The organism is Komagataeibacter europaeus, from assembly GCF_002173515.1.
Classification (GTDB): domain Bacteria; phylum Pseudomonadota; class Alphaproteobacteria; order Acetobacterales; family Acetobacteraceae; genus Komagataeibacter; species Komagataeibacter europaeus.
Window position 1 is genome coordinate 256,510 of sequence record NZ_CP021468.1, and the last position, 19,891, is coordinate 276,400.

20 protein-coding genes and 4 pseudogenes are annotated in these 19,891 nt (G+C 58.4%); 15 read left to right on the forward strand and 9 right to left on the reverse strand.

Annotated features, from left to right (window positions below):
* Positions 1 to 36 precede the first annotated feature (36 nt).
* Complete coding sequence (locus S101446_RS17060; protein ID WP_087609072.1) at positions 37 to 975, reverse strand: replication protein RepA; 939 nt, start codon at positions 973 to 975, stop codon at positions 37 to 39.
* A gap of 953 nt (positions 976 to 1,928) precedes the next feature.
* On the opposite strand from S101446_RS17060, the gene S101446_RS17065 reads away from it, so the two are divergent.
* Positions 1,929 to 2,822 (forward strand): alpha/beta fold hydrolase, encoded by an 894-nt coding sequence (locus S101446_RS17065; protein WP_087609038.1) that lies wholly within the window; start codon positions 1,929 to 1,931, stop codon positions 2,820 to 2,822.
* A 135-nt stretch (positions 2,823 to 2,957) separates the two neighbouring features.
* On the opposite strand, the gene S101446_RS17070 is transcribed toward S101446_RS17065, so the two are convergent.
* Positions 2,958 to 3,587, reverse strand: a complete 630-nt coding sequence (locus S101446_RS17070; RefSeq protein WP_087609039.1) for a TetR/AcrR family transcriptional regulator — start codon at positions 3,585 to 3,587, stop codon at positions 2,958 to 2,960.
* 116 nt (positions 3,588 to 3,703) lie between these two features.
* Between S101446_RS17070 and S101446_RS17075 the strand changes: the two genes are divergently transcribed.
* Complete coding sequence (locus S101446_RS17075; protein ID WP_087609073.1) at positions 3,704 to 4,273, forward strand: hydrolase; 570 nt, start codon at positions 3,704 to 3,706, stop codon at positions 4,271 to 4,273.
* Positions 4,274 to 4,282: 9 nt separating this feature from the next.
* Positions 4,283 to 5,365: an AbrB family transcriptional regulator gene (locus S101446_RS17080; RefSeq protein ID WP_048851911.1), complete on the forward strand. Its 1,083-nt coding sequence runs from the start codon at positions 4,283 to 4,285 to the stop codon at positions 5,363 to 5,365.
* A gap of 206 nt (positions 5,366 to 5,571) precedes the next feature.
* Here the strand turns inward: S101446_RS17080 and S101446_RS17085 are convergent, their stop codons facing one another.
* Positions 5,572 to 6,486: a helix-turn-helix domain-containing protein gene (locus S101446_RS17085; RefSeq protein ID WP_087609040.1), complete on the reverse strand. Its 915-nt coding sequence runs from the start codon at positions 6,484 to 6,486 to the stop codon at positions 5,572 to 5,574.
* Positions 6,487 to 6,639: 153 nt separating this feature from the next.
* Between S101446_RS17085 and S101446_RS17090 the strand changes: the two genes are divergently transcribed.
* On the forward strand, positions 6,640 to 7,386 hold the full coding sequence (locus tag S101446_RS17090) for an SDR family oxidoreductase (protein ID WP_034928751.1): 747 nt from the start codon (positions 6,640 to 6,642) through the stop codon (positions 7,384 to 7,386).
* A 48-nt stretch (positions 7,387 to 7,434) separates the two neighbouring features.
* On the opposite strand, the pseudogene S101446_RS17095 reads toward S101446_RS17090, so the two are convergent.
* Positions 7,435 to 7,743: pseudogene (locus S101446_RS17095) on the reverse strand (DUF1348 family protein); the annotation flags it as partial.
* Between S101446_RS17095 and S101446_RS18825 the strand changes: the two are divergent.
* Together S101446_RS18825 and S101446_RS17105 are read left to right on the forward strand one after the other, a co-directional pair.
* Positions 7,649 to 8,053 carry a transposase gene (locus S101446_RS18825; protein ID WP_082084931.1) on the forward strand — a complete coding sequence of 135 codons (405 nt, stop codon included), beginning with the start codon at positions 7,649 to 7,651 and terminating at the stop codon, positions 8,051 to 8,053. The pseudogene S101446_RS17095 and the gene S101446_RS18825 sit on opposite strands and share 95 nt — an antisense overlap.
* Positions 8,054 to 8,166: 113 nt before the next feature.
* Positions 8,167 to 8,916, forward strand: a pseudogene (locus S101446_RS17105) (IS5 family transposase).
* A gap of 9 nt (positions 8,917 to 8,925) precedes the next feature.
* On the opposite strand, the gene S101446_RS17890 reads toward S101446_RS17105, so the two are convergent.
* From S101446_RS17890 to S101446_RS17120, 4 genes are all read right to left on the reverse strand, one after another.
* Entirely contained in the window at positions 8,926 to 9,714 is a 789-nt protein-coding gene (locus tag S101446_RS17890; protein ID WP_133250329.1) for a hypothetical protein, read from the reverse strand.
* Positions 9,683 to 10,666 (reverse strand): nucleotidyl transferase AbiEii/AbiGii toxin family protein, encoded by a 984-nt coding sequence (locus S101446_RS17115; RefSeq protein ID WP_157684884.1) that lies wholly within the window; start codon positions 10,664 to 10,666, stop codon positions 9,683 to 9,685. The genes S101446_RS17890 and S101446_RS17115 overlap by 32 nt, the downstream gene beginning before the upstream one ends.
* Positions 10,647 to 11,078: a DUF6088 family protein gene (locus S101446_RS17895; protein WP_034928088.1), complete on the reverse strand. Its 432-nt coding sequence runs from the start codon at positions 11,076 to 11,078 to the stop codon at positions 10,647 to 10,649. The genes S101446_RS17115 and S101446_RS17895 overlap by 20 nt, the downstream gene beginning before the upstream one ends.
* Positions 11,079 to 11,192: 114 nt before the next feature.
* Positions 11,193 to 11,474, reverse strand: a complete 282-nt coding sequence (locus tag S101446_RS17120) for an HU family DNA-binding protein (RefSeq protein WP_264996583.1) — start codon at positions 11,472 to 11,474, stop codon at positions 11,193 to 11,195.
* Positions 11,475 to 11,665: 191 nt separating this feature from the next.
* Between S101446_RS17120 and S101446_RS17125 the strand changes: the two genes are divergently transcribed.
* From S101446_RS17125 to S101446_RS17150, 6 genes and pseudogenes are all read left to right on the forward strand, one after another.
* Entirely contained in the window at positions 11,666 to 13,543 is a 1,878-nt protein-coding gene (locus S101446_RS17125) for a strawberry notch-like NTP hydrolase domain-containing protein (RefSeq protein WP_239019510.1), read from the forward strand.
* Positions 13,540 to 13,995 carry a replication initiator protein A gene (locus S101446_RS17130; protein ID WP_244184683.1) on the forward strand — a complete coding sequence of 152 codons (456 nt, stop codon included), beginning with the start codon at positions 13,540 to 13,542 and terminating at the stop codon, positions 13,993 to 13,995. The genes S101446_RS17125 and S101446_RS17130 overlap by 4 nt, the downstream gene beginning before the upstream one ends.
* A gap of 242 nt (positions 13,996 to 14,237) precedes the next feature.
* Positions 14,238 to 14,564 (forward strand): annotated as a pseudogene (locus S101446_RS17135) (DNA methyltransferase); the annotation flags it as partial.
* A gap of 53 nt (positions 14,565 to 14,617) precedes the next feature.
* A complete protein-coding gene (locus tag S101446_RS17140) occupies positions 14,618 to 14,959 on the forward strand; it encodes a DUF736 domain-containing protein (protein WP_034928093.1) in 342 nt (113 codons plus the stop codon).
* Between the two features lie 110 nt (positions 14,960 to 15,069).
* Positions 15,070 to 15,636, forward strand: coding sequence for a lytic transglycosylase domain-containing protein (locus tag S101446_RS17145; RefSeq protein ID WP_239019508.1), 567 nt, complete (start codon positions 15,070 to 15,072; stop codon positions 15,634 to 15,636).
* 228 nt (positions 15,637 to 15,864) lie between these two features.
* Positions 15,865 to 17,606, forward strand: a pseudogene (locus tag S101446_RS17150) (relaxase/mobilization nuclease domain-containing protein).
* Positions 17,607 to 17,627: 21 nt separating this feature from the next.
* Here the strand turns inward: S101446_RS17150 and S101446_RS17155 are convergent.
* Entirely contained in the window at positions 17,628 to 18,236 is a 609-nt protein-coding gene (locus S101446_RS17155) for a glutathione S-transferase family protein (protein ID WP_034928099.1), read from the reverse strand.
* A 93-nt stretch (positions 18,237 to 18,329) separates the two neighbouring features.
* Here S101446_RS17155 and S101446_RS17160 point away from each other — a divergent pair, with 93 nt between their 5' ends.
* The 3 genes from S101446_RS17160 to S101446_RS17170 all read left to right on the forward strand — a co-directional run bounded on the left by S101446_RS17160 (position 18,330) and on the right by S101446_RS17170 (position 19,760).
* Entirely contained in the window at positions 18,330 to 18,875 is a 546-nt protein-coding gene (locus S101446_RS17160; RefSeq protein WP_014106942.1) for a TetR/AcrR family transcriptional regulator, read from the forward strand.
* Positions 18,876 to 18,963: 88 nt separating this feature from the next.
* Positions 18,964 to 19,185, forward strand: coding sequence for a hypothetical protein (locus S101446_RS17165; RefSeq protein WP_010512019.1), 222 nt, complete (start codon positions 18,964 to 18,966; stop codon positions 19,183 to 19,185).
* On the forward strand, positions 19,182 to 19,760 hold the full coding sequence (locus S101446_RS17170) for a zeta toxin family protein (protein ID WP_014106943.1): 579 nt from the start codon (positions 19,182 to 19,184) through the stop codon (positions 19,758 to 19,760). The genes S101446_RS17165 and S101446_RS17170 overlap by 4 nt, the downstream gene beginning before the upstream one ends.
* The last annotated feature ends 131 nt before the right edge of the window (positions 19,761 to 19,891 follow it).

The window sequence follows — 19,891 nt, forward strand, 5'->3', positions numbered from 1 at the left end:
CGCAGATGTTTTCATCGTCTACTTTGAGTGAGGACTTTAGCGGGACCTAGGAAACGTGACTACCGTGCGTTTTGGCTCAACAGGTGGAGGTGAGGGAACTAATGTCAGACCTACAGCACTCAGTTTGACTACCGCCTCTGGATATACTGCTAGCGCCAAGTTGAGTTGAGCGCAGAAGGTATCACGGAAATGGTCTAGGCGTTTTACGCCAGCGCCGAACTGGGCGTGAAGACCCTTCCAAGTGATTGGCGTGTCCTTCTGGAGGACATGCAGCCGATATGCAAGCCAGCAATATATGTCTAAAGCCATCGAGTGTTTACTGATCGCTCGAATTGCGGATTCCTGGATAGGAACAGGATGTCGACGAAGCTGATCGTAGAATGTTTCACTTAGCTTCGTCCGCGCTAAAAGCTGTCCCCCGCTAGAGTCCTCGCCATCTTCCGTAAACAGTGCCTTATCGACTATAAGTTGTTGGACTAATGCTGACTTTCCTGCTTGTTGGACCTCGAAAGTGAGACGACAGCGCGTGATGCGGAGTGCCTGCTCTCTTACGTCGGCTATCGTTTTGCCGCCAGGAGAGATGTTCATCTTCTTAAGCCAGTCGCGAAGCGACTTTCCGAGCTCAATTTCGCGACTCTGGGTTCTTAGAGCCTCGGTTTGCAGATATAGCAGTATAAGTCTGGCTCGACTTCCGTATGGGACACCAATCCATTGAAGTTCCCCATTCGGAAGCGTTCGTCGACCTGGTTCTACGAGAAGGGTAACTCTGTCGGTGCGAACTTGCCAAGGTGCAGAGTCGGGTTGTTTTTTATGTGGGAGCGGTGCTTGTGCCCAGCCGCTATACATGAAACCTAGTCCGGCATCTTCGTCCGTCAGATATGCGGCGGCCGCATCAACGACGCGGCGGTCCATGTCTAGCTGGAGTACATGCTGTCGACCATGCTCCTGAAGCAAGTCATGCACTTCCGCCATCATGGCTCCCCTAGGCATATGTATGTTGGCTCGATTCTGCGTCCATGATGCACGGATTTGTTCAGAATGTCTCTGAGGACTGTAGCGGGATCTAATACTAGTTAAAACTAATTGTATTCTAATATTAGTTTGTCCCGTTAGTGTCCTCGGGATAACTTATGCGAATCGTGCTTGCTCCGTAAGCACGTGTCGCTAGAGTCCTCAGTTTTTCCGCTACAGTCCTCAGTACCCTGTTGGTCACCTCGCAAAAGGGAGGTGTAGCGAATCGGTATCTCTGAGGGCATCAAGTTTCCCGTCAGAGTCCTCGATTTGCAGATAGCGCTAATTTGGCGCCCCGTCAAAGTCCTCAAAACTGAGAAATTTTCAGGTTAGGAGGCTTCTAACAGCCCGATTTTCCTTGATGTTCGGCGGATAAACCTGTTTTTGGCGCACAAAACCCCGCTAGAGTCCTCACTTCGAGGGCCGTTTTGCGATCTGTTTCGGCTCCAGATTTCTGGCATATCTCAGAAATTAACCTTGCGCGTCGCATGTTCCCGCCAGAGTCCTCAGTTTTTGCCTCTGAAAGAAACTCCATGAGGACTCTGGCGGGAATGTAGGCTGGAACAGGTGTTCAGAACTTTCACTTGGTCGGGTAGCGCGCTGAGATGCTGGCTCCGTCGATGTACGTTTTACGGTCTCTCGGGATAATGTCGTGGCGTGGGCTACGCCCGCCAAAGTCCTCATCTGGATGTTGTGGTTACACTGGGGGCTGACGTCTGTGATCACGCGTGACATAGCCCTGTCTATTTCCGCAGGCTCTGCGAATCGACCCTCTCGGATATCCCAACTGATCTACCCAGTGACGCCGTTGTGAGTCGCGGCAGGGAGATAATCAACAGGTCTTCATCAGGGGAAATACTGGTTTCCTGATATTCTGCTTTTTTGCTGTGTGCCACTGGACGAATGCAGGTGAAAGCATGACCGCAATCAGGAAATTCCCCGATTTATTGCCGGGCTTTAGCTGGCGGGATATCGAGGTGAATGGCGTGCGGATCCGCACGGCTACCGGCGGAAACGGACCGCCGCTGCTCATGCTGCATGGTCATCCGCAGATGCATCTGACCTGGCACAAGGTTGCGCCCGCACTGGCGAAACGATTTACCATCGTGGCCCCAGATCTGCGGGGATATGGCGATAGCGCCAAGCCTGAAGGTGGGGCGGATCACGCCAACTATTCCAAGCGGGCCATGGCGGCTGATCAGGTTGGCGTCATGCACCAGCTTGGATTTGAACGGTTCATGGTTGTCGGGCATGACCGGGGCGGACGGGTGGCGCACCGCATGGCGCTGGATGCGCCGCAGTCGGTGGAAAAACTGGTGCTGATCGATATCGCACCGACAGCAACGATGTATGCCCGGACCAATATGGAATTCGCCCGACGCTATTTCTGGTGGTTTTTTCTGATCCAGCCCGCCCCCTTGCCTGAAAGGCTGATCAGCGGGGATCCGGACTTTTTTCTCGAAAGCCACATTGCAGGACAGATCAAGATACCAGGATCGGTCGATCCGCGTGTCATGGCCGAATATCGTCGATGCTACGCCGACCCGGCAATGCGTCATGCAGCATGCGAAGACTACCGCGCTGCAGCAGGCATCGATCTGGTCCATGATGCGACTGATGCAGACAGGCGGATTGAGGTCCCATTACTGGCTCTGTGGGGTGCACGTGGCACCGTGGGCGCGCTATATGACGTTGTCGAGACATGGCGCGAAAAAGCCGTGGACGTGCGGGGATACGCGATCGACTGTGGTCATAGTCCGCAGGAAGAAGCACCGGCAGAACTGCTGCATCGGCTTGATGCGTTTCTCTGACCTTCGCGAAACAGTTGGAGAGTCAAAGCTCGATTTTCACCGCATTATAGTCAGTTATGCTTTGAAAAGCAGACCCGTTCAATCCAGATGACGCGATCGCTGAAGATATCGATCGGCTGTGTGCGGATTCAGAGGTTACGGAGCGACCTCTGACCCGGATGAGCGGGAGGCGACCGCATGTTCCAGATAGAGCCGCAGCATCGTAATGGCTTCCTTGTCCTGGGCCGGGCGGGGGACCGAAAGATCCTGTGGCAGGGCAAAGATCGCCTTGACCAGATGCAGCAGCATCACGGCCCGTTCGTCATGTGGACCCGGAGAACCACCCAGCCGTGACAATAACTGGCTCATGCGCCCGATCAGCGCCTTGCGGAGCGTTCCTGTCCCATCTGGCAGGGTAATCCCGCTGTCGAGCAGGGAAAGGACGACTGAGCGTTCCGTCCGCAGACGCTGGATGATGTCCAGCAGTCCTTCTGCTGCATCACGTGGCGACAGCGGCGGATCGCGGTCGACCAACTCATCCAGGGCATGCAGGAGCCGCGCGCCGTAGCGTTCGAGCACTGCGGCGGCCAGCACGTCCTTGGTCGGGAAAAAACGGTAGAGCGAACCGATTGCCGTGCTGGCGCGGGCAGCGATCTCGGTCATTGTCGCCGCCTCGTAAGATTTCTCGCCAAAGACCGTTGTCGCGGCCGTAAGGATCGCTTCAACGCGGTCGCGTCCGCGCTGCCGCTTGGGCGCGAGTGGTGATGAACGGGGCGGGCTTGACATAATGCGAGGGTACCCTCAACTTTCTTTTATGCGAGACAGTCCTCGCATAACCGATTTTCCATTGCCGGTCGATGTTTGACCCGACCATGTATCCAGATCCCGGAAGGCGCCGATCCGTGAACAGATTTGACCCGCGAACCACAGCCCTTGTCCTCATTGACCTGCAGAATGGCATACTTGCCCTGCCAACCGCCCCGCGGCCATCGTCGCAGGTGCTGGAGAGCGGTAAATCGCTTGCTGCTCGCTTCCGGGATGAAGGTGCTACGGTCGTACTGGTTCGGGTCGCGTTTGCACCTGACTTTGCCGACGCGCCACCGGGTCTGGCCGACCAGCCCTTAAGCCCGCCGGAAGGCGGCCTGCCAACGGACTGGGCGCACCTGGCCGATGGGCTGGCAGCACCCGGCGATATCGTCATCACCAAACATCAGTGGGGGGCATTTACCGGCACGGAACTTGACCTGCAATTCCGCAGGCGGGGCATCCGGACGGTCGTGCTGGGCGGTATTGCTACGAATTTCGGGGTTGAATCCACCGCACGGCACGGCTGGGAACTTGGCTACCATATTGTCATCGCCGAAGATCTCTGCACTAGCCTGTCAGCAGACCTTCATGATGTTTCCGTCCGCTCGATCCTCCCGCGGATTGCACGCGTGCTGCCTTCCGATACAATCGTGTTTGGCGGTTAAGCGGTGAGGGTGGGGCCATCAGCGTGGCTGCTGACCGGGCGATGGGGCTTACTGGCGCTGCTTTCGCTGGTTTTCGGTATGCTTCTGGCCGTCTTACGCCTGCCGGCCGCGCCGCTGCTGGGACCACTGGGGGCGGCGGTCGTACTGGCCACACGGGGTAGTGCGGTCCGTATTCCCCGCTGGGCCTTTCTCGGCGCACAGGGCGTGGTCGGGGTCATGATCGCCAGCTATCTTTCAGCCTCGATCTTTCACGAAATGGCAGCCAGCTGGCCGGTCTTTGTTGCCGGTACGTTTTCTACCCTGTCTGCGGCAGCCCTTCTCGGCTGGCTGCTGACACGCTCGCGCCTGCTACCCGGCAATACCGCGATCTGGGGTTCATCACCCGGTGCGGCCACGGTCATGACCCTGATGGCGGAATCATACGGGGCGGATATGCGGCTCGTCGCCTTCATGCAATATCTGCGCGTGGCCTGCTGCGCCGTCATTGCGGCTGTTGTTGCGCGCGTAGCCGGAACGCCGTCCGCCCCGCTGGTCGTGGCACAGACCCTCTCATGGCAGGGGGCTTTACTGGCGCTGGTGATCGCACTGGCAGGGAGCGCCGTGGGAACCCGTCTGCGCGTGCCGGCCGGGGGACTGCTTGTGCCCATGGGGATCGGGATGGCCGCGAGGCTTGGTGCTCATCTGCCGATCGAACAGCCGCATTTTCTGCTGGTCGCGGCCTATGTCCTGGTCGGGTGGGGCATCGGCATGCGGTTTACGCCAGACGTGCTGGCTTATGCCGGACGTGTCTTTCCACGCGTGCTGGGTTCCATCCTCGCGCTGATTGCGGTGTGTGGCGGCTTTGCATTGATACTTGCCCGGCTGGCGCATGTGGATCTGCTGACGGCTTATCTTGCAACCAGCCCTGGTGGAGCTGATTCCGTCTCCATTATCGCCTCGACCACAAAAGTGGACATGCCTTTCGTCATTGCCATGCAGGTCGCCCGGTTTTTCTGTGTTCTGGTCACCGGGCCAGCTTTGGCGCGTTTTCTGTCCCGCAGATCGTCGGGAAAAGGACAGCGCGATGTGTCGCAAGAAATACACGGGAAATAGGCGAAAAGGAGGAGGGGCTTGCTGAAGACCAATGCGACAGATCCCGCTCTTGCAAACCCGCTCGCGCTGAGGCGTGACGACAATTTTGGTTGATGGCGGGAGCAGCGATTTGGCCATCAGGGTGTAGTCATTTACCCCGCTTGTCTGGCGCGCGGCATCTTCTTTCGCTGCATCCCCGTTTGACAGTCATATCCATTCCGATGATGTCATAGCTTCCTGTAGTCGCGTGGGCTGATGCCGGTTTCCCTGTGAAACATCTGTGCAAAATGGCTCGCACTCTCATAGCCGCTGGTCAGGGCAATCTCGATGATGGACCTGTTGGTCTGCGATAGAAGGTTTTTCGCATGTTCCACACGCCGTCGGATAAACCAGCGTGACGGGCTTTGCCCCATGGTGTTGTGAAATGACCGGCTGAAATGAAACCGGCTCATCCCGCACAACCCGGCCAGAAAATCGAGATCGAACGGTTCGGCGAGATGGGCCTCCATATGATCCAGCGCCTTGCGCAGCTTCCACGCTGGCAGTTGTGCGGGTCTGGGTGTGGGCGAAGGCTGTGTCTGGGCATAATGACGCAGAAGATGGACGGTCAGACTTTCCAGAAGTCCATTCACAAATAGCGAACTGGCCGAATGAGGTGTCTGGATCTCGGCTGTCAGACCTGTCATGACGCCAGAGATGAATGCATCCTGAACACCGGAAATGTCGCGCATGGAGAGCCGGGACGAATTAAGCCCCAACGATTGGGCAGCCCGGTTGACCAGAGTAAGGCCCAGATAAAGATGCAGGACTTCAAACGGACGGTCCGGATCGGCCTGCCAGCGCATGAGGTAAGGCGCATTGGTCTGTGTCAGGAAGAATGATCCGGATCCGACCTCACTTTTCGTCCATTCACCGGTCAGTTCTCGTTCCTCGATCTGCGCTTCTCCCGAGATGATCCAGACCAGCAAGGGCTCGGCCACGGCCGGGACCAGCACTTCATCCTCGTGTTGCGGCCGGCGGAATATCTGTGCCTCGGCCTCTTTCCATGCCCCTCCTTGGCTTTGCCCGATCTTCCGGCCCGGAATACGGTCCTCGAGGGCATAACAGGCGGCATGCAGCGAAGAACGATGCGGGTAAGGCATCCGGTTTCCCTTTCAGGCGTGCCGTGAATTGTCCAGCCCAACTCACAAAAACGCAAAATCACAATGGTTTTAGCAAGAGGACGACAGAAACCATCTGCCTTGGTCTTTACCTGTTTTCTCGTTCTTTTTTAAACGGAATAGGTGAAGATTATCATGAGTATCAGAGGTAAGGTCGCCCTTGTTACCGGAGCCTCCAGCGGGATAGGCGCTGCAACAGCACGCAAACTTGCAACAGAGGGGGCGATTGTCGGTCTGGCAGCACGGCGCAAGGACCGTCTGGACGCGCTGGCGACGGAAATCACCGGGGCAGGCGGCAAAGCCGTTGCCCTTCCAACCGACGTTACGGATCTGACGTCATGCAAGGCTGCAGCAGATGCGCTTATCACCCAGTTCGGCAGGATTGACGTGTTGGTCAACAATGCGGGCCTGATGCCCCTGTCCAACGTTGACAGCCTGAAAGTGGACGAATGGCAGCGTATGGTGGACGTAAACGTGTCCGGTGTCCTCAATGCAACGGCGGCGGTTCTTCCACAGATGATCGCACAGCATTCGGGCCATATCTTCAACATGTCCTCGATTGCGGGCCGGAAAGTCTTTACCGGCCTAGCCGTCTATTGCGCCACCAAGGCCGCCGTCGCGGCATTTTCCGATGGACTCAGGATGGAGATCGGGCCAAAGCACAATATCCGCGTCACCTGCATCCAACCGGGTGCCTTGAAGTCGGAACTGTACGAGCAGATTACGGATGCCACTTACCGCAGGCAGATGGATGACCTGGCGGCGTCCATGACCTATCTGGATGGCGAGGACATCGCTGATACAATCCTGTTTGCCCTGAACGCACCATCCCGCATGGATGTCGCAGAACTGTTCGTTCTGCCCACCGAACAGGGATGGTAAGGATCAGAATCATGAAAGAACTTCGGCGGGAGCAATTTCTTCAGGACATTAAAGTTCAAGGTCGGACAGCCCCGGATGATCGTCGGGGCGTCTTCCCGCAGGCCAATGGAACAGTCGGTCTCCGGCCTCTATCGGCAGGTCATTGATCGATGCGACCCGGCGGCGCATAAGCCCGGCGGTATCGAATTCCCACAGTTCATTGCCGTAAGACCGGAACCATCGACCCGCATCATCATGCCATTCATAGGCAAAACGGACAGCCATGCGGTTATTGCGGAAACCCCAGAGTTTCTTGATCAGGCGGTATTCGTGCTCTACGTTCCATTTGCGTGTCAGGAAGGCCACGATCTCATCGCGTCAGGCCATCGGACGATCCTGGGGCGGATTGACTACAAAGATCCATGCCATTTGCGATGCCCTGAGTAACCCGGTGGAGATTGACATCACATCGGGAAAGAATGCGGATACCAACCGGGCGGAACCGATGCTGGAAAACATGGACCCAGATGCCTTCCTTGTCGACAGGGCGCATGATGCAGACAGGTTGATCGACCGATCGACAGAGCGCGGGATTACCCCGGTCATACCGCCAAAACGCAATAGAACGATGCAGCGGGCAACCGCTTCGCTTCAATCATTATCCTTCTTGACTGACGACACGCCGTAGAAGGTATTTCGTCAACCTTCATCTGAATTCCGCGTCAAAAGCATGCTTGGTAGGCTCAGGACCCATTGATATGATTGCGGAAATCTGATTCAGCCTCTGTGAGGAGACTGAAGATGAGTGACCTGTATTGGTTGACGGAGGAGCAGATGGATCGTCTGCGGCCCTTTTTCCCGAAGAGCCATGGCAAACCTCGCGTTGATGATCGTCGTGTGTTGAGCGGGATCATTTTCGTGAACAGAAATGGTCTGCGCTGGCGTGATGCGCCCCGGGAATACGGTCCACACAAGACGCTCTACAACCGCTGGAAGCGCTGGAGCGCTATGGGGGTATTCATCCGCATGATGGAGGGACTGGCTACTGGCAAGGCAGAGTCTCAGACAATCATGATTGATGCGACCTATCTCAAGGCACATCGCACGGCTTCGAGCCTGCGGTTAAAAAAGGGGGCTCAGGCCGTTTGATCGGGCGGACCAAAGGCGGGATGAATACGAAGCTGCATGCTGTCACCGACCGGAACGGACGTCCGCTCGGTGACAGCAGGTCAGATCAGTGATTATACTGGTGCCGCTGCCCTTCTGGACAGTCTGCCACCAGCCGAATGGATGCTGGCAGACCGGGGCTATGACGCTGACTGGTTCAGAGAGGCCCTGGAGGAGAAAGGGATCAAACCCTGTATTCCTGGTCGAAAATCTCGTGCAAAACCGGTCAAATACGACAAACGGAAATACAAAAGACGCCACCGTATCGAGATCATGTTCGGCAGGCTCAAGGACTGGAGACGGGTCGCAACACGCTATGACAGATGCCCGACCGTCTTCTTCTCGGCAGTCTGCCTCGCCGCAACCGTCTTGTTCTGGCTATGAGTCCTGAGCCTAGATACGTGGAGACAATAAATGCGTGAGACTGGAGAGCATGTGCCAAAAATGTATCCCGGATATTTTAGTCGAAAAATATCCGACCACAGAGCCGCAAAGAGCTGAGCGCAAAAAGAGAATAAAAGCGCATAGCAAAGGAGGAAACCCCTCCAAAGATTTTGATGTTGTCAGTAAGCGCAAGAATAAATAGAATTGAGAGCCAAGGTACCTCATAAATCGAGAGAATGAGGAATATGTGTTGGACCATGCATTAAAATTAATGCCTCCGGCAAATATTTCTTGGCGTCGTATACGTCCTTGTTCCCACTGATTTTCTGTCGTTAATAAGAACTCGCGCGCGATAGCCGAAAGCGCATGGGCAAAGAAAAACAGATCCATGCCAATTATGATCATGTTGCCTGATATGGAAGACCATTCCTGAGGCTGCGCAATATGTGGCAGACAAAGGTAGAGCGTCATCGCGGTCAGTCCGCCAGTCAAGATACCCCTGAAGAAGGGCCTGATAAATTCAGGACCTCCTCTGACGAGACCGTACCAGGTTCCGGCAGCAGCTACGGAGGCGACATAGACCCATATCGGAAGCTGGCCGCAATCCGGATGTTTGTCAGCCCAGAGGAATGCCATGAGTGTGAGGACGGCGGGTGCGGTGACAGTTTCATCAACGGTTTCGGGCCGCTTACCAATGCGGAGCAGCCAACGGACGATCCTGCCGGTTTTTCCTTTGGAAAAGTGATAATCTTTATCGCCGTTGTCTTTATTTCGGTCGTTTTTTATTTGGTTCGACATCGTTTTTTTTATCTACATGATTTTCGGTTTCTTTAATGGCGGCATACAGGCTCTTTACTGACGCCATTGCCGTGTCGTAGATGAAATGTTCGCCGTAAACCATGGATGCCTGAAACCGATCGAAGGAATCACGACATTCTGAATTCGTCATAAGATAAGCTAACGCCTGTTCGGTGCCTGCCTCTGGGTCTGCGCCATACGCAGGGAACCATTTCTTAAACTGCTCTGCGTCACTGACCATGATCTGTCTGGCAAGTGTCGAGACACGAGGCAGATCGAGATGGGGCAGGATGCAATGCAGGTCGTAGACGTGCCTGATCAGGAAGCGGTCATAAGCGTCTGTTTTCCGTCCTTCCAGATAACCTGCTGTCCGACGGGTCAGGGCCACGAATTTTTCGGCTGCGGTCTCATCCACGGAAATGCAGGTGATCTGCTGTATTTCCGGTTCGGCACCCGTTGCTTCGCTGACGAAAGACCGCACCGATCTGTCGACGGTCGGGAGTGCCGCAGGCGCGTATGTCAGTTCGACGAGAAGGTGCGGGCGCAGATCGACGTCTTCGGCCATGCTGCCCGCATAGCGCAGTTCGGCACGGATATAGTGGTTTTCGTTTTTGGCGGAAATGACGGGTTCGGGAAAACCGAGGTCCATCGCGATTTTACTGATGATGTCCTTCAGCGTGCCCAGAATCTTCCGGGCCGCACTCTTGCTCGACGGCAGCGGCGTTATGGCGACCTTCATATCCACGTCTTCGGACATCCGGGCAACCAGCCGATGGGCGCGAGCTAGGCATGTGCCGCCAGCAAAAACCGGACTTATTCCTTGAGGAAGGTCCGCATGCTGAAGTGCTGCCAGCACCTCTACAACGCGATAGTCCTTTTCCACGAGAGCTGCGGATGACAGGTCAAGCGCATCGGCAACTTCGGCGAGCAGATCAGGCGTAAGGCTTTTCAAACCGCGCCTCAAGATTTCGATAGCGCAGCTTCCGGTTGAACCGGCTCTGGACTTCGAAGACCGGATTGGCCTGAACCTGTGTCGTGCGCCCGTTATTGTACTGTCGGACCGTATCGGACTCCCGCCAGTCGACCTTTAGTTTGCTGAGAGTCTGACGCACGGCTCCATCGAAGCCGCCGCGGACGGCAAGCATCGGCCGGCCAGTCAGGCCGTTCGTTTTTACGCGGGCATAGACCCCGTAGCCCAGACGCGCGATCTCGCCTTCGACAATGAGCTGTCGAAGGGCTCTTTTGACACTGTCATATTCGCCGAGATCGGCGAAGTCACGCGGCACGAAGACGTCGCCGCGCGCGCGGCGAATGCGTGTCTTCAGCCGCTCTTTCAGCGTTCTGGTGCGACGTAGCTGGATCATGATGACCTTAATGGACCTCCCTGATGGTCCTGCACAGTAACAGAAACAGGACATTCCGATCCACAAAAATAGGACCTCCTGTTGTTTGTCGGGACCACCGGGGAGGGAGTGTTTTCAGCCGTTCAGCGCGTCTTTCAGGGCCTTGGCGGGCGTAAATGCCAGCTTGCGGGAGGCTGCGATCTTGATCTTGTCGCCGGTCGCCGGATTGCGTCCCTCGCGGGCCGGCACGGCCTTCACCTTGAACTTGCCAAAATCGGGCAGCGAGATCTCCTCGCCCTTTTGGGCGGCAGCGGTCATCGCTTCCACGAGGGCGTCGAGCACCTTGCGGGTATCGGTCTTGCTGGCGTCGGTCGTCTCGGCGATCTGGTCGACCAGTTCTGAAATCTTCATGCGCAATGCCTTCTGTACGAATGGTTCAGGCGTGAGCCTCACAGAACCGTTACGGGGAGATTGTGGCGGCTTCAAGCCCGGCGTTCTCCTGTGGGCGGGGACGGGAAGGGAGAGGGCTGTTTTGGGCCGGGTGGTTCTGGCGCGGGAGAGAGAGGCGTGCCGGGACCGTTCCTCCTTCCCTCCCGGAGACCACCGTTATGGATTGCCCTGTTACACCCACTCCCGACCTGCGCGGCTTTGCCGCCGCGGGGTTGCTTTTGTCCCACCTCGAACGCGGGGAGACGCTCGACGCCAGCCGACTGCGCCGAGCCATGCAAACCGCCTTCAACGCGGCTGACGCAACGGGCGCATGGGACTGGAAGATGGCCTATGACGCCGCCGAGGCCGCGTCCGTGCTGTTCCTGCGCCGCTACGGTCCGGCCCTGATGACCAAAGCATCCGACGACACAGATTTGCTGGCCCGTATCGCGCGTCTGGCGTCTCTTCTCCCCTCGCAGACGCGTCGCTCGGACGACAGCCAGACCTGGCAACAGTTCTCGACACCATTACCGTTGGCGTTCTGCCTTGCTCGTGCGGCTGATATCGGGCGCGGCAATCATGTGCTGGAGCCCTCGGCAGGGACCGGTCTTCTGGCCGTCTTCGCCGAACTGGCGGGCGCGGTCCTGACTCTCAATGAATACGCACCGGGCCGTTCCGATCTGCTGACGGCCCTGTTTCCCACGGCCCGGTCTTTCCGGCATGACGCTGCCCAGATCCACGACTATCTGCCCGAGAGCGTTCAGCCGGATGTCGTCATCATGAACCCGCCCTTTTCGGCGACGGTGCATGTGGCGGGGCGGGCGCCTGACACGACGTTCCGGCATATCGCCTCCGCACTCGACCGGCTGAAGCCCGGTGGGCGGCTTGTCGCCCTGACCGGTACGTCCTTCTGCCCCGACAACCCGCGATGGACCGATGGCTTTACCACTCTGCAGGCCAAGGCACGTCTGGTGTTTTCGGCCGGTGTCGCGGGGGATCTGTACCGGCAACATGGAACGGGTGTTAAAACGCGGGTCCTGGTGTTCGACCGCATACCCGCTTCCGAGCCCTCGCATTTTGTCGCGACCCGTGGCACCGCTCCCGATTTTCCGACGCTGCTGGGCTGGATCATCGGTGATCTGCCGTCCTGTCAGCCACAGGCGCACCAGTCGTCGGCAGTGTCACGCTCTGCTGCTCTCACCTCGCCTCGCACGGTGGGGGGCTATCTCGGGCGCAAGGCTGCCGTCGCATCCCGCCAAAGGACGGTCTCGGAAATGCAGGGTGCGGCCCTGTCCTACGAGATCCTGCCGCCGGACGGAGACGGAACCGTGACGACACGTCTGTCTGACGCGCTCTATGAGGATTATCGCCTCCAGAGTATCGCAATTCCCGGCGCTCGGCCGCATCCCACCAAACTGGTGCAGTCGGCCGCCATGGCGTCGGTGCGCCCGCCCGGGCCTTGCCACAAGCCAACCCTCCCTGACCCTGTCATCCGTGACGGCCTGCTCTCTGACGCGCAGCTGGAATCCGTCATCTATGCCGGCGAGGCCCATGATCGCTATCTGGCAGGCCGATGGAAAGCCGATCAGACATGGGATGTCCTCACTCGTGTCGGTGAGGACGACCCCGACGGCGTCCGCTTCCGTCGCGGTTGGTTCCTTGGCGACGGCACCGGCACCGGAAAGGGGCGGCAGGTCGCGGGCATCATCCTCGATAACTGGCTGCAGGGTCGCAGGCGGGCCGTCTGGGTGTCGAAGTCCGACAAACTTCTCGAAGACGCGCAGCGCGATTGGTCGGCGCTGGGGATGGAACGGCTGCTGGTCACGCCCCAGTCACGCTTTCCGCAGGGTAACGCCATCCGTCTGACCGAGGGTATTCTGTTCACGACCTATGCGACGCTCCGGACGGAAGAACGCGGCGCGAAAGCCTCCCGCGTCCAGCAGATCGTCGAGTGGCTGGGCGCTGATTTCGACGGGGTCATCATCTTCGATGAAGCGCATTCCATGCAGAACGCCGCCGGCGGTAAGGGAGAACGGGGCGATCAGGAACCCGTGTGACGACATCGCTGCGCCAGACCCGTGACGGCGCGCAGGGGTTTTCGTGGCTGATCGCCTGGCAGGAACGGCGTGGAGAACTAGACCTGATCCTGCCCCAATGGCTCTGCGATGTCATCGGTCGCCGGGGTGTCCTCACGCTTGACCCCCGCTACTTCACCCTGACCGGCGGGTTCGAGCGCTGGCTGTATCTCCTCGTTCGCCGACATGCCGGTCGGCAGTCCGATGGCTGGGCGTTCGATCTACCCCATCTCTACCGCAAGTCAGCATCCCGTTCTCCCTATCCCCGGTTTGTCTTCGAAATCCACCGCCTGGTCGCGGCAGACACCCTGCCGGGCTACCGCCTGCGTCTGGAGACCGACGCCAGCAATGTGCCGGTACTCCGCTTCTTCCCTGATCCCAGCAAAGAAACTTATCCACAAGGTCCTGTGGATAACCATGTGGAGGACTCCTGATGCCCATCGACCTATCAGGAATCGGAAATCCATCTAACAAGCTGTAATAAAAGGAGAAATTATGGCTCTCTAAAAGTACTAAATATTATAACCATTCTGTACTTGTACACCGCGCCTGAGCGCGCACGTGAGTCTTCGACTATCATAAAAACTGGTGATTCTGGCCCGACATTTGCCGACAGTTCTGCGCTCTGCCGTATGGTGGCAGGCAGACATGGCGGTATGGAACAGGGGGTATCGCCATGACCCCCCTTTGCGGCGATTGCCGGCTCCTGATGCCTGATCACGGGCCTTTTGATCTGATCATCTCTGATCCGCCCTATGGCGAGACATCACTGGCGTGGGACAGGCATGTACGCGGATGGTCGCCTTTAGCGGCAAAGGCATTGAAGCCTCATGGCTCGCTCTGGGTCTTCGGCTCCCTGCGCAGTTTTATGGCTACCGCACCGGACTTCCGGGCGGCAGGGCTGCGACACGCTCAGGAGATCGTCTGGGAAAAGCAGAATGGCAGTATTTTTCATGCCGATCGTTTTCGTCGCGTGCATGAATTGCTGGTGCAGTTCTATCCGGTCAGCGCCCGCCGCCAGCCCGCCTCCTTCTCATACTTCAAAGGATCACTGACATGGCGCAGATTGGACTCTTTACGCGCACGGCTGAAGGTTTTTCAGGACGCCTGCGCACACTTGCGCTGGATGCCGAACTGATTCTGGCGCGCGTTGAGACACCTGACGGCGGCAACGCACCGGATTATCGCATCTATCTCGGTGACAGTACCGAAGGACCAGAAGTCGGCGCGGGCTGGACACGCACTGGCGAACGGGCAGGCGAATACATCGTCGTGGTGCTCGACGACCCCTCTCTGGCACAGGGCCTGCGCGCGAGCCTGTTCCAGGCGGGCCGGGGTGGACGGATCTGGCAGCTTGTCTGGAACCGCCCGCAGAAACGTCAGGGAGCACGCGAATGATGCGCCTGATTGCAGGAGCGCGACAGGGTGGCCGCAATGCTAGCACGCCGACCAGGTGCAGTCTCGTCCGCGTGTGCTGCACAGGGCTGGCGGCTTCGCTGGTGGCTCTGATGCATCCTGCCAGCGCGCAGGACATCGAGGGAATGATCGATCAGGCGGCAGCGCGTGTCGCCCTGCCGCCCGAATGGATCCGCGCGGTGATGCATGTCGAAAGCCGCCGTGACACCCATGCCATCTCCGCCAAAGGGGCAATGGGCCTCATGCAGATCATGCCCGCGACATGGCAGGAGTTGCGGCGCGATCTCGCTCTTGGAACCGATCCTTTTGATCCGCAGGACAACATTCTTGCCGGTGCCAGCTATCTCCGCCTGCTGCATGACCGCTATGGGGATGCGGGGTTTCTGGCGGCCTATAATGCAGGACCGGGCCGTTATGAGGCCCATCTTGCAACGGGCCAGCCTCTCCCACACGAGACCCGGGATTACGTCGCCTCTGTCACACACCTGCTCGACCGGCGCACGTTTCCTGCGGACGGTCTGCACGAAACCGGCGTATCCGTTGCGCGCGACCAGCCTAACGAGACGCTGTTTGCCGGACATTTCCCGCACACGCCCCAGGCATCGGTCGGTACGTCCGAAGCGCTGTTCGTGCCCGTCTCTTTGGAGCAGGCACCATGATAGGGCGCGCACCGATGCCGATGGCGCGGGGAGCTGAGAAGTCGGGGGAACGGCGGTTGCGCTGGGGATCGGGTCTTTGGGGCCTAATGCAAGATAAAAGCCGCAAGGTGCGGAATGGTTGGGGAGGGCAGTTTTTCTGGGTTTTTCACAAGGTCATTTTCCCATCCCAAGGTGTCCGATGGCGTGATTGGCTTGTTTTCAATGTGTTAGCGCAAGGTCGCGATCTTCATGGCCCGTGATGACGATTTCCGGGTCCGGCCGGGCCGCATCCGCCTGCCCCGTGTCCGCGAGGGGCGGTCCTTCATCGGCCGCGTGCTGGCCGCGACCAACCGGGCGGGTGGCATGGGCCGTCCTGGCTCGGGGCGTGCCGGAAAGGGACCGTCCACTTTCGGGCGGGGCAGGGGAGCGGCAACCCGTGCCAATCGTCTCCTGTCCAGGCGCACCCGGCTTGCCCTCGTCAAGGCGCGGGTGGTCCGGCATGGCGCACGGGCGACCCTGCGTGCCCATCTCTCCTATCTCCAGCGCGAAGGTGTCACGAAGGACGGGGAGAAGGCCCGGCTGTTCGGGGCCGAGCGCGACCATGTGCCCGCGCGCGAATTCGCCGAGCGGTGTCAGGATGACCGACATCATTTCCGCTTCATCGTGGGACCAGAGGATGCAACTGAGATGGCGGACCTGAAAACCTTCACGCGGGAACTGATGACGCAGGCCGAACAGGATCTCGGCACGAAGCTGGACTGGGTTGCCGTGTCGCATTGGAACACCGACAATCCGCATATCCACATCATCGTGCGGGGCAAGGACCAGGACGGCGAGGATCTGGTCATATCCAGGGATTACATCCGCGAGGGATTGCGTGCTCGCGCCCAGAACCTGGTGACGCTTGAACTCGGGCCGCGCACCGACCAGGAAATACACCGCAACGTTGAACGCCAGGTCGAGGCAGAACGCTGGACCCAACTGGACCGTCAGTTGCAGCAGGACGCGAACCAGCACGGTATCATCGACATGGCGCCGTCGCCTGACCGGCAGCCAGACGCGTTCGCGGTCATGAAGGTCGGACGGCTGCGGCGACTGGAACGGATGGGCCTTGCCCATGAGGTCGGGGTCGGACAATGGCGGCTGGAGGAAACGGCGGAAGTCACCTTGCGCGAGATGGGGCAGCGCAATGACATCATCAAACGCATCCACCGTGGTCTGAGTGAACAGGGGATCGAACGGCCCTCGTCGTCATGGGTGCTGGCCGGGGAAGACCCGGCCGAGCCGGTGATCGGACGTCTGGTCGCGCGCGGTCTGGATGATGAACTGAAGGGGAGTGCCTATGCGGTGATCGACGGCGTGGACGGGCGCACGCACCATGTCCAACTGCCATCACTGGAAGCGGCCGGGACGTGCCGCACGGTGGGCTGGTTGAACTGCGGACCTATCAGGATGCGAAGGGGCAGCGACGGGCGACACTTGCGGTGCGGTCCGATCTGCCGATCGGAGAGCAGGTGCTGGCGCGGGGCGCGACATGGCTGGACCGCCAGCTTGTCGCTCGCGAACCGGTGGCGCTGGGAGAGGGTGGTTTCGGCGCGGAAGTGCGTGACGCGCTACGCCAGCGCAGCGCTCATCTGGTCGAGCAGGGGATCGCACAGCAGGACGGAGCGCGCGTGCGCTATCCGCGTGGCATGGTCGCCTCCATGCGGGCGCTGGAGATGCGGGACGTGGCCGGGCGTCTGGCGCGCGAAACCGGCCAGCCCATCCAGAGTGCTGAGGCCGGCGAGTACGTCACTGGAACCTACCGACAGCGGCTGACCCTCGCTTCGGGGCGCTTTGCTATGATTGATGGCGGCCTCGGGTTCCAGCTTGTTCCCTGGACGCCATCGCTGGAGAAACAGATCGGGCGTCATGTCTCCGGCGTCGCACGGGAGGACGGGGGCGTGGACTGGTCGTTCGGCCGGAAGCGGGACATGGGGATCGGGCTTTGATCGCCCGCTTCGCTGGCCAACTTAGTATGGTAACGTCAGCATACCGGGCATCGGGATGAAATTGGGGAGACGGCTGACCCGTGTCATCCACGCCATTAACGCGGGGAAAGGCCTTACGTCCACACTGCCCTCGTGCGCAACCGAGAGGTAAGGAAAGACTGCACAGTCGGCGATTGTAGGATGGCTTGATGCCAGCCACTCTCGGCTTTCCAGATGTTTGTTGAGGATTGGAAGAATCTTGGTGCTCCAGTGAAGGGCGGCCTCCATGTCGAGATCGACACCGAACTTCCTGATCAGACGTGCGGCATTCGGCCCATTGCGGATCTCACAGGCTGCAACTGACAGCCACCCGACAATGTTCGCCTGAACGCGTCTGTCATCGGGCCACCATCGCTGGTCGGACAGACTGCAAGCCAGATAGACGAGAATGGCCTGAGAATCCCGGACGACCGTCTCGCCATCGACGAGAACCGGTACTTCCTGAAATGGATTCAGGTCCGTAAACAACGAGCTGTGTTGCTCATCTTTGGAAAAATCAACCGGCACAAGGTCAAGAGGAATGCCGGTAAGGGCTGCAAACAGGCGCACCTTGTAGCAATTGCCGGATACATCGAGATCATAGAGTTTCATGACTGAGTCTCCTGACGATGGACTGACACTTTGAGAATGAAATGATCCCGGAATCAGGAAACCAGACCGATCGGTCTTAATGGAAGAATAAAGATGAAAGCATCCTATGACGATATCGTGATTGCTGCGCGCGAACTCTTCCGGGAACGGGGATACACCGGCGCTTCGATGAACGACCTGGCCGAGCGGGTCGGTCTGAAGAAGTCCAGTCTTTATAATCGTCTTCCAAGTAAGGAATCGCTCGTCGTTGATGTTCTCGAATTGACCCTGAAGGAAACTTTTGAAGGGCTTCCCGATCCGGCAGTCGACTGGATGCACACTTATCGAGAACTGATCGACCGTATTGTCGCAGTCTTTAGCGAGCGTGGACGATGTGTAGGCTTCCACCTGGCTTTCGGAGTCCCGATTGACACGCCAGAGGCGAAGACGGCTGTCCGGGATTTCGTAATTGCATTGCGCGCCCGAATGGCGGAAATCCTCGAAAAGGGTGCGGTTGATGACCCTATGCGGGCAGCCACGGACGCCCTGACACGTTTGCAAGGGGCTACATTCTGGCTGGCGGCCCTCGACGAAATAGAACCGCTCAGACGGGAAGCGGTCGGTGTTCTGGCTTCTGTAGGGATATCAACGCAGGCCTGATGTCCGTCTGGGCAAAAGACCTCTGCGCGTCAGACAACGATTGTGCTATGAGTGACTCCATAGAACGTCATGGATAAACGGGGTCGTCATGTCCGAATACAAGATGCAGGAGCGGCAGCACTATGCATGGGCCAGCTTTGAGGCGGTCCGCGTTGCTGGCGAGCGGGCACGGGAAGCCCGGACAGCGAGCGGCGAGATCATGACCTATGTCCAGAAGGGATGGGTTGTGCGCGAATTTCCCGGCGGTCGGGTTGAACGTCTTGCACCGCTGGAAGAGTTCCGCGACGAAGATTTTCCCTATCCCGCGTGACACGATTACTGATTTACGCAGGACCGAACGGCTCCGGAAAAAGCAGTCTGCGGGTTGGCACGAGCGCTGACATTGAGCCGGTCGACATCGTCATTGACCCCGACCAGATAGCGCGGGGGATCAACCCAGGCAGCCCGCGCGATGCAGACAGGGAGGCCGGACGGCGAGCCATCGAGATATTCAACGCGTCGCTGGCCGCCGGGAAGTCGATTTCTCTCGAAACGACATTATCTGGCCGTTCCGTAATCCGTCGCATCACGGCGGCGCGGAACGCCGGATATCATATCGAGCTGAGATATATTGCTCTGGCGTCGGTCGAAATGAATGTTCAGCGCGTCAGGGCACGTGCTGCGGGTGGTGGACATTTCATTGAACCGGAAGCCATTCGCAGACGATATATTGGCAGTCTCGCCAATCTTCCGACTGTTATTGGCCTGTCTGACCGTGTTGTCATCTCCGATAATTCAGGCGTTATGCCGGAGCCTGTGCTTGAAATCGAGAATGGTCAGATTGTGCGTCGAGGTATGACTATGCCTGCATGGCTGGTCAGCACATGTCCGGACTTCTGCCGTTAGTGCGTTTTGTCGCCAAGACCAGACACGCTGTTGGAATGGGTTCTGGTAACGCTTGCGCCGACAATTTTACGCCTCTTTGCGCCGGGCCGCGCAGGTAGGGCGGAAAACATTGAATCCAGTTAAGTGTCTTC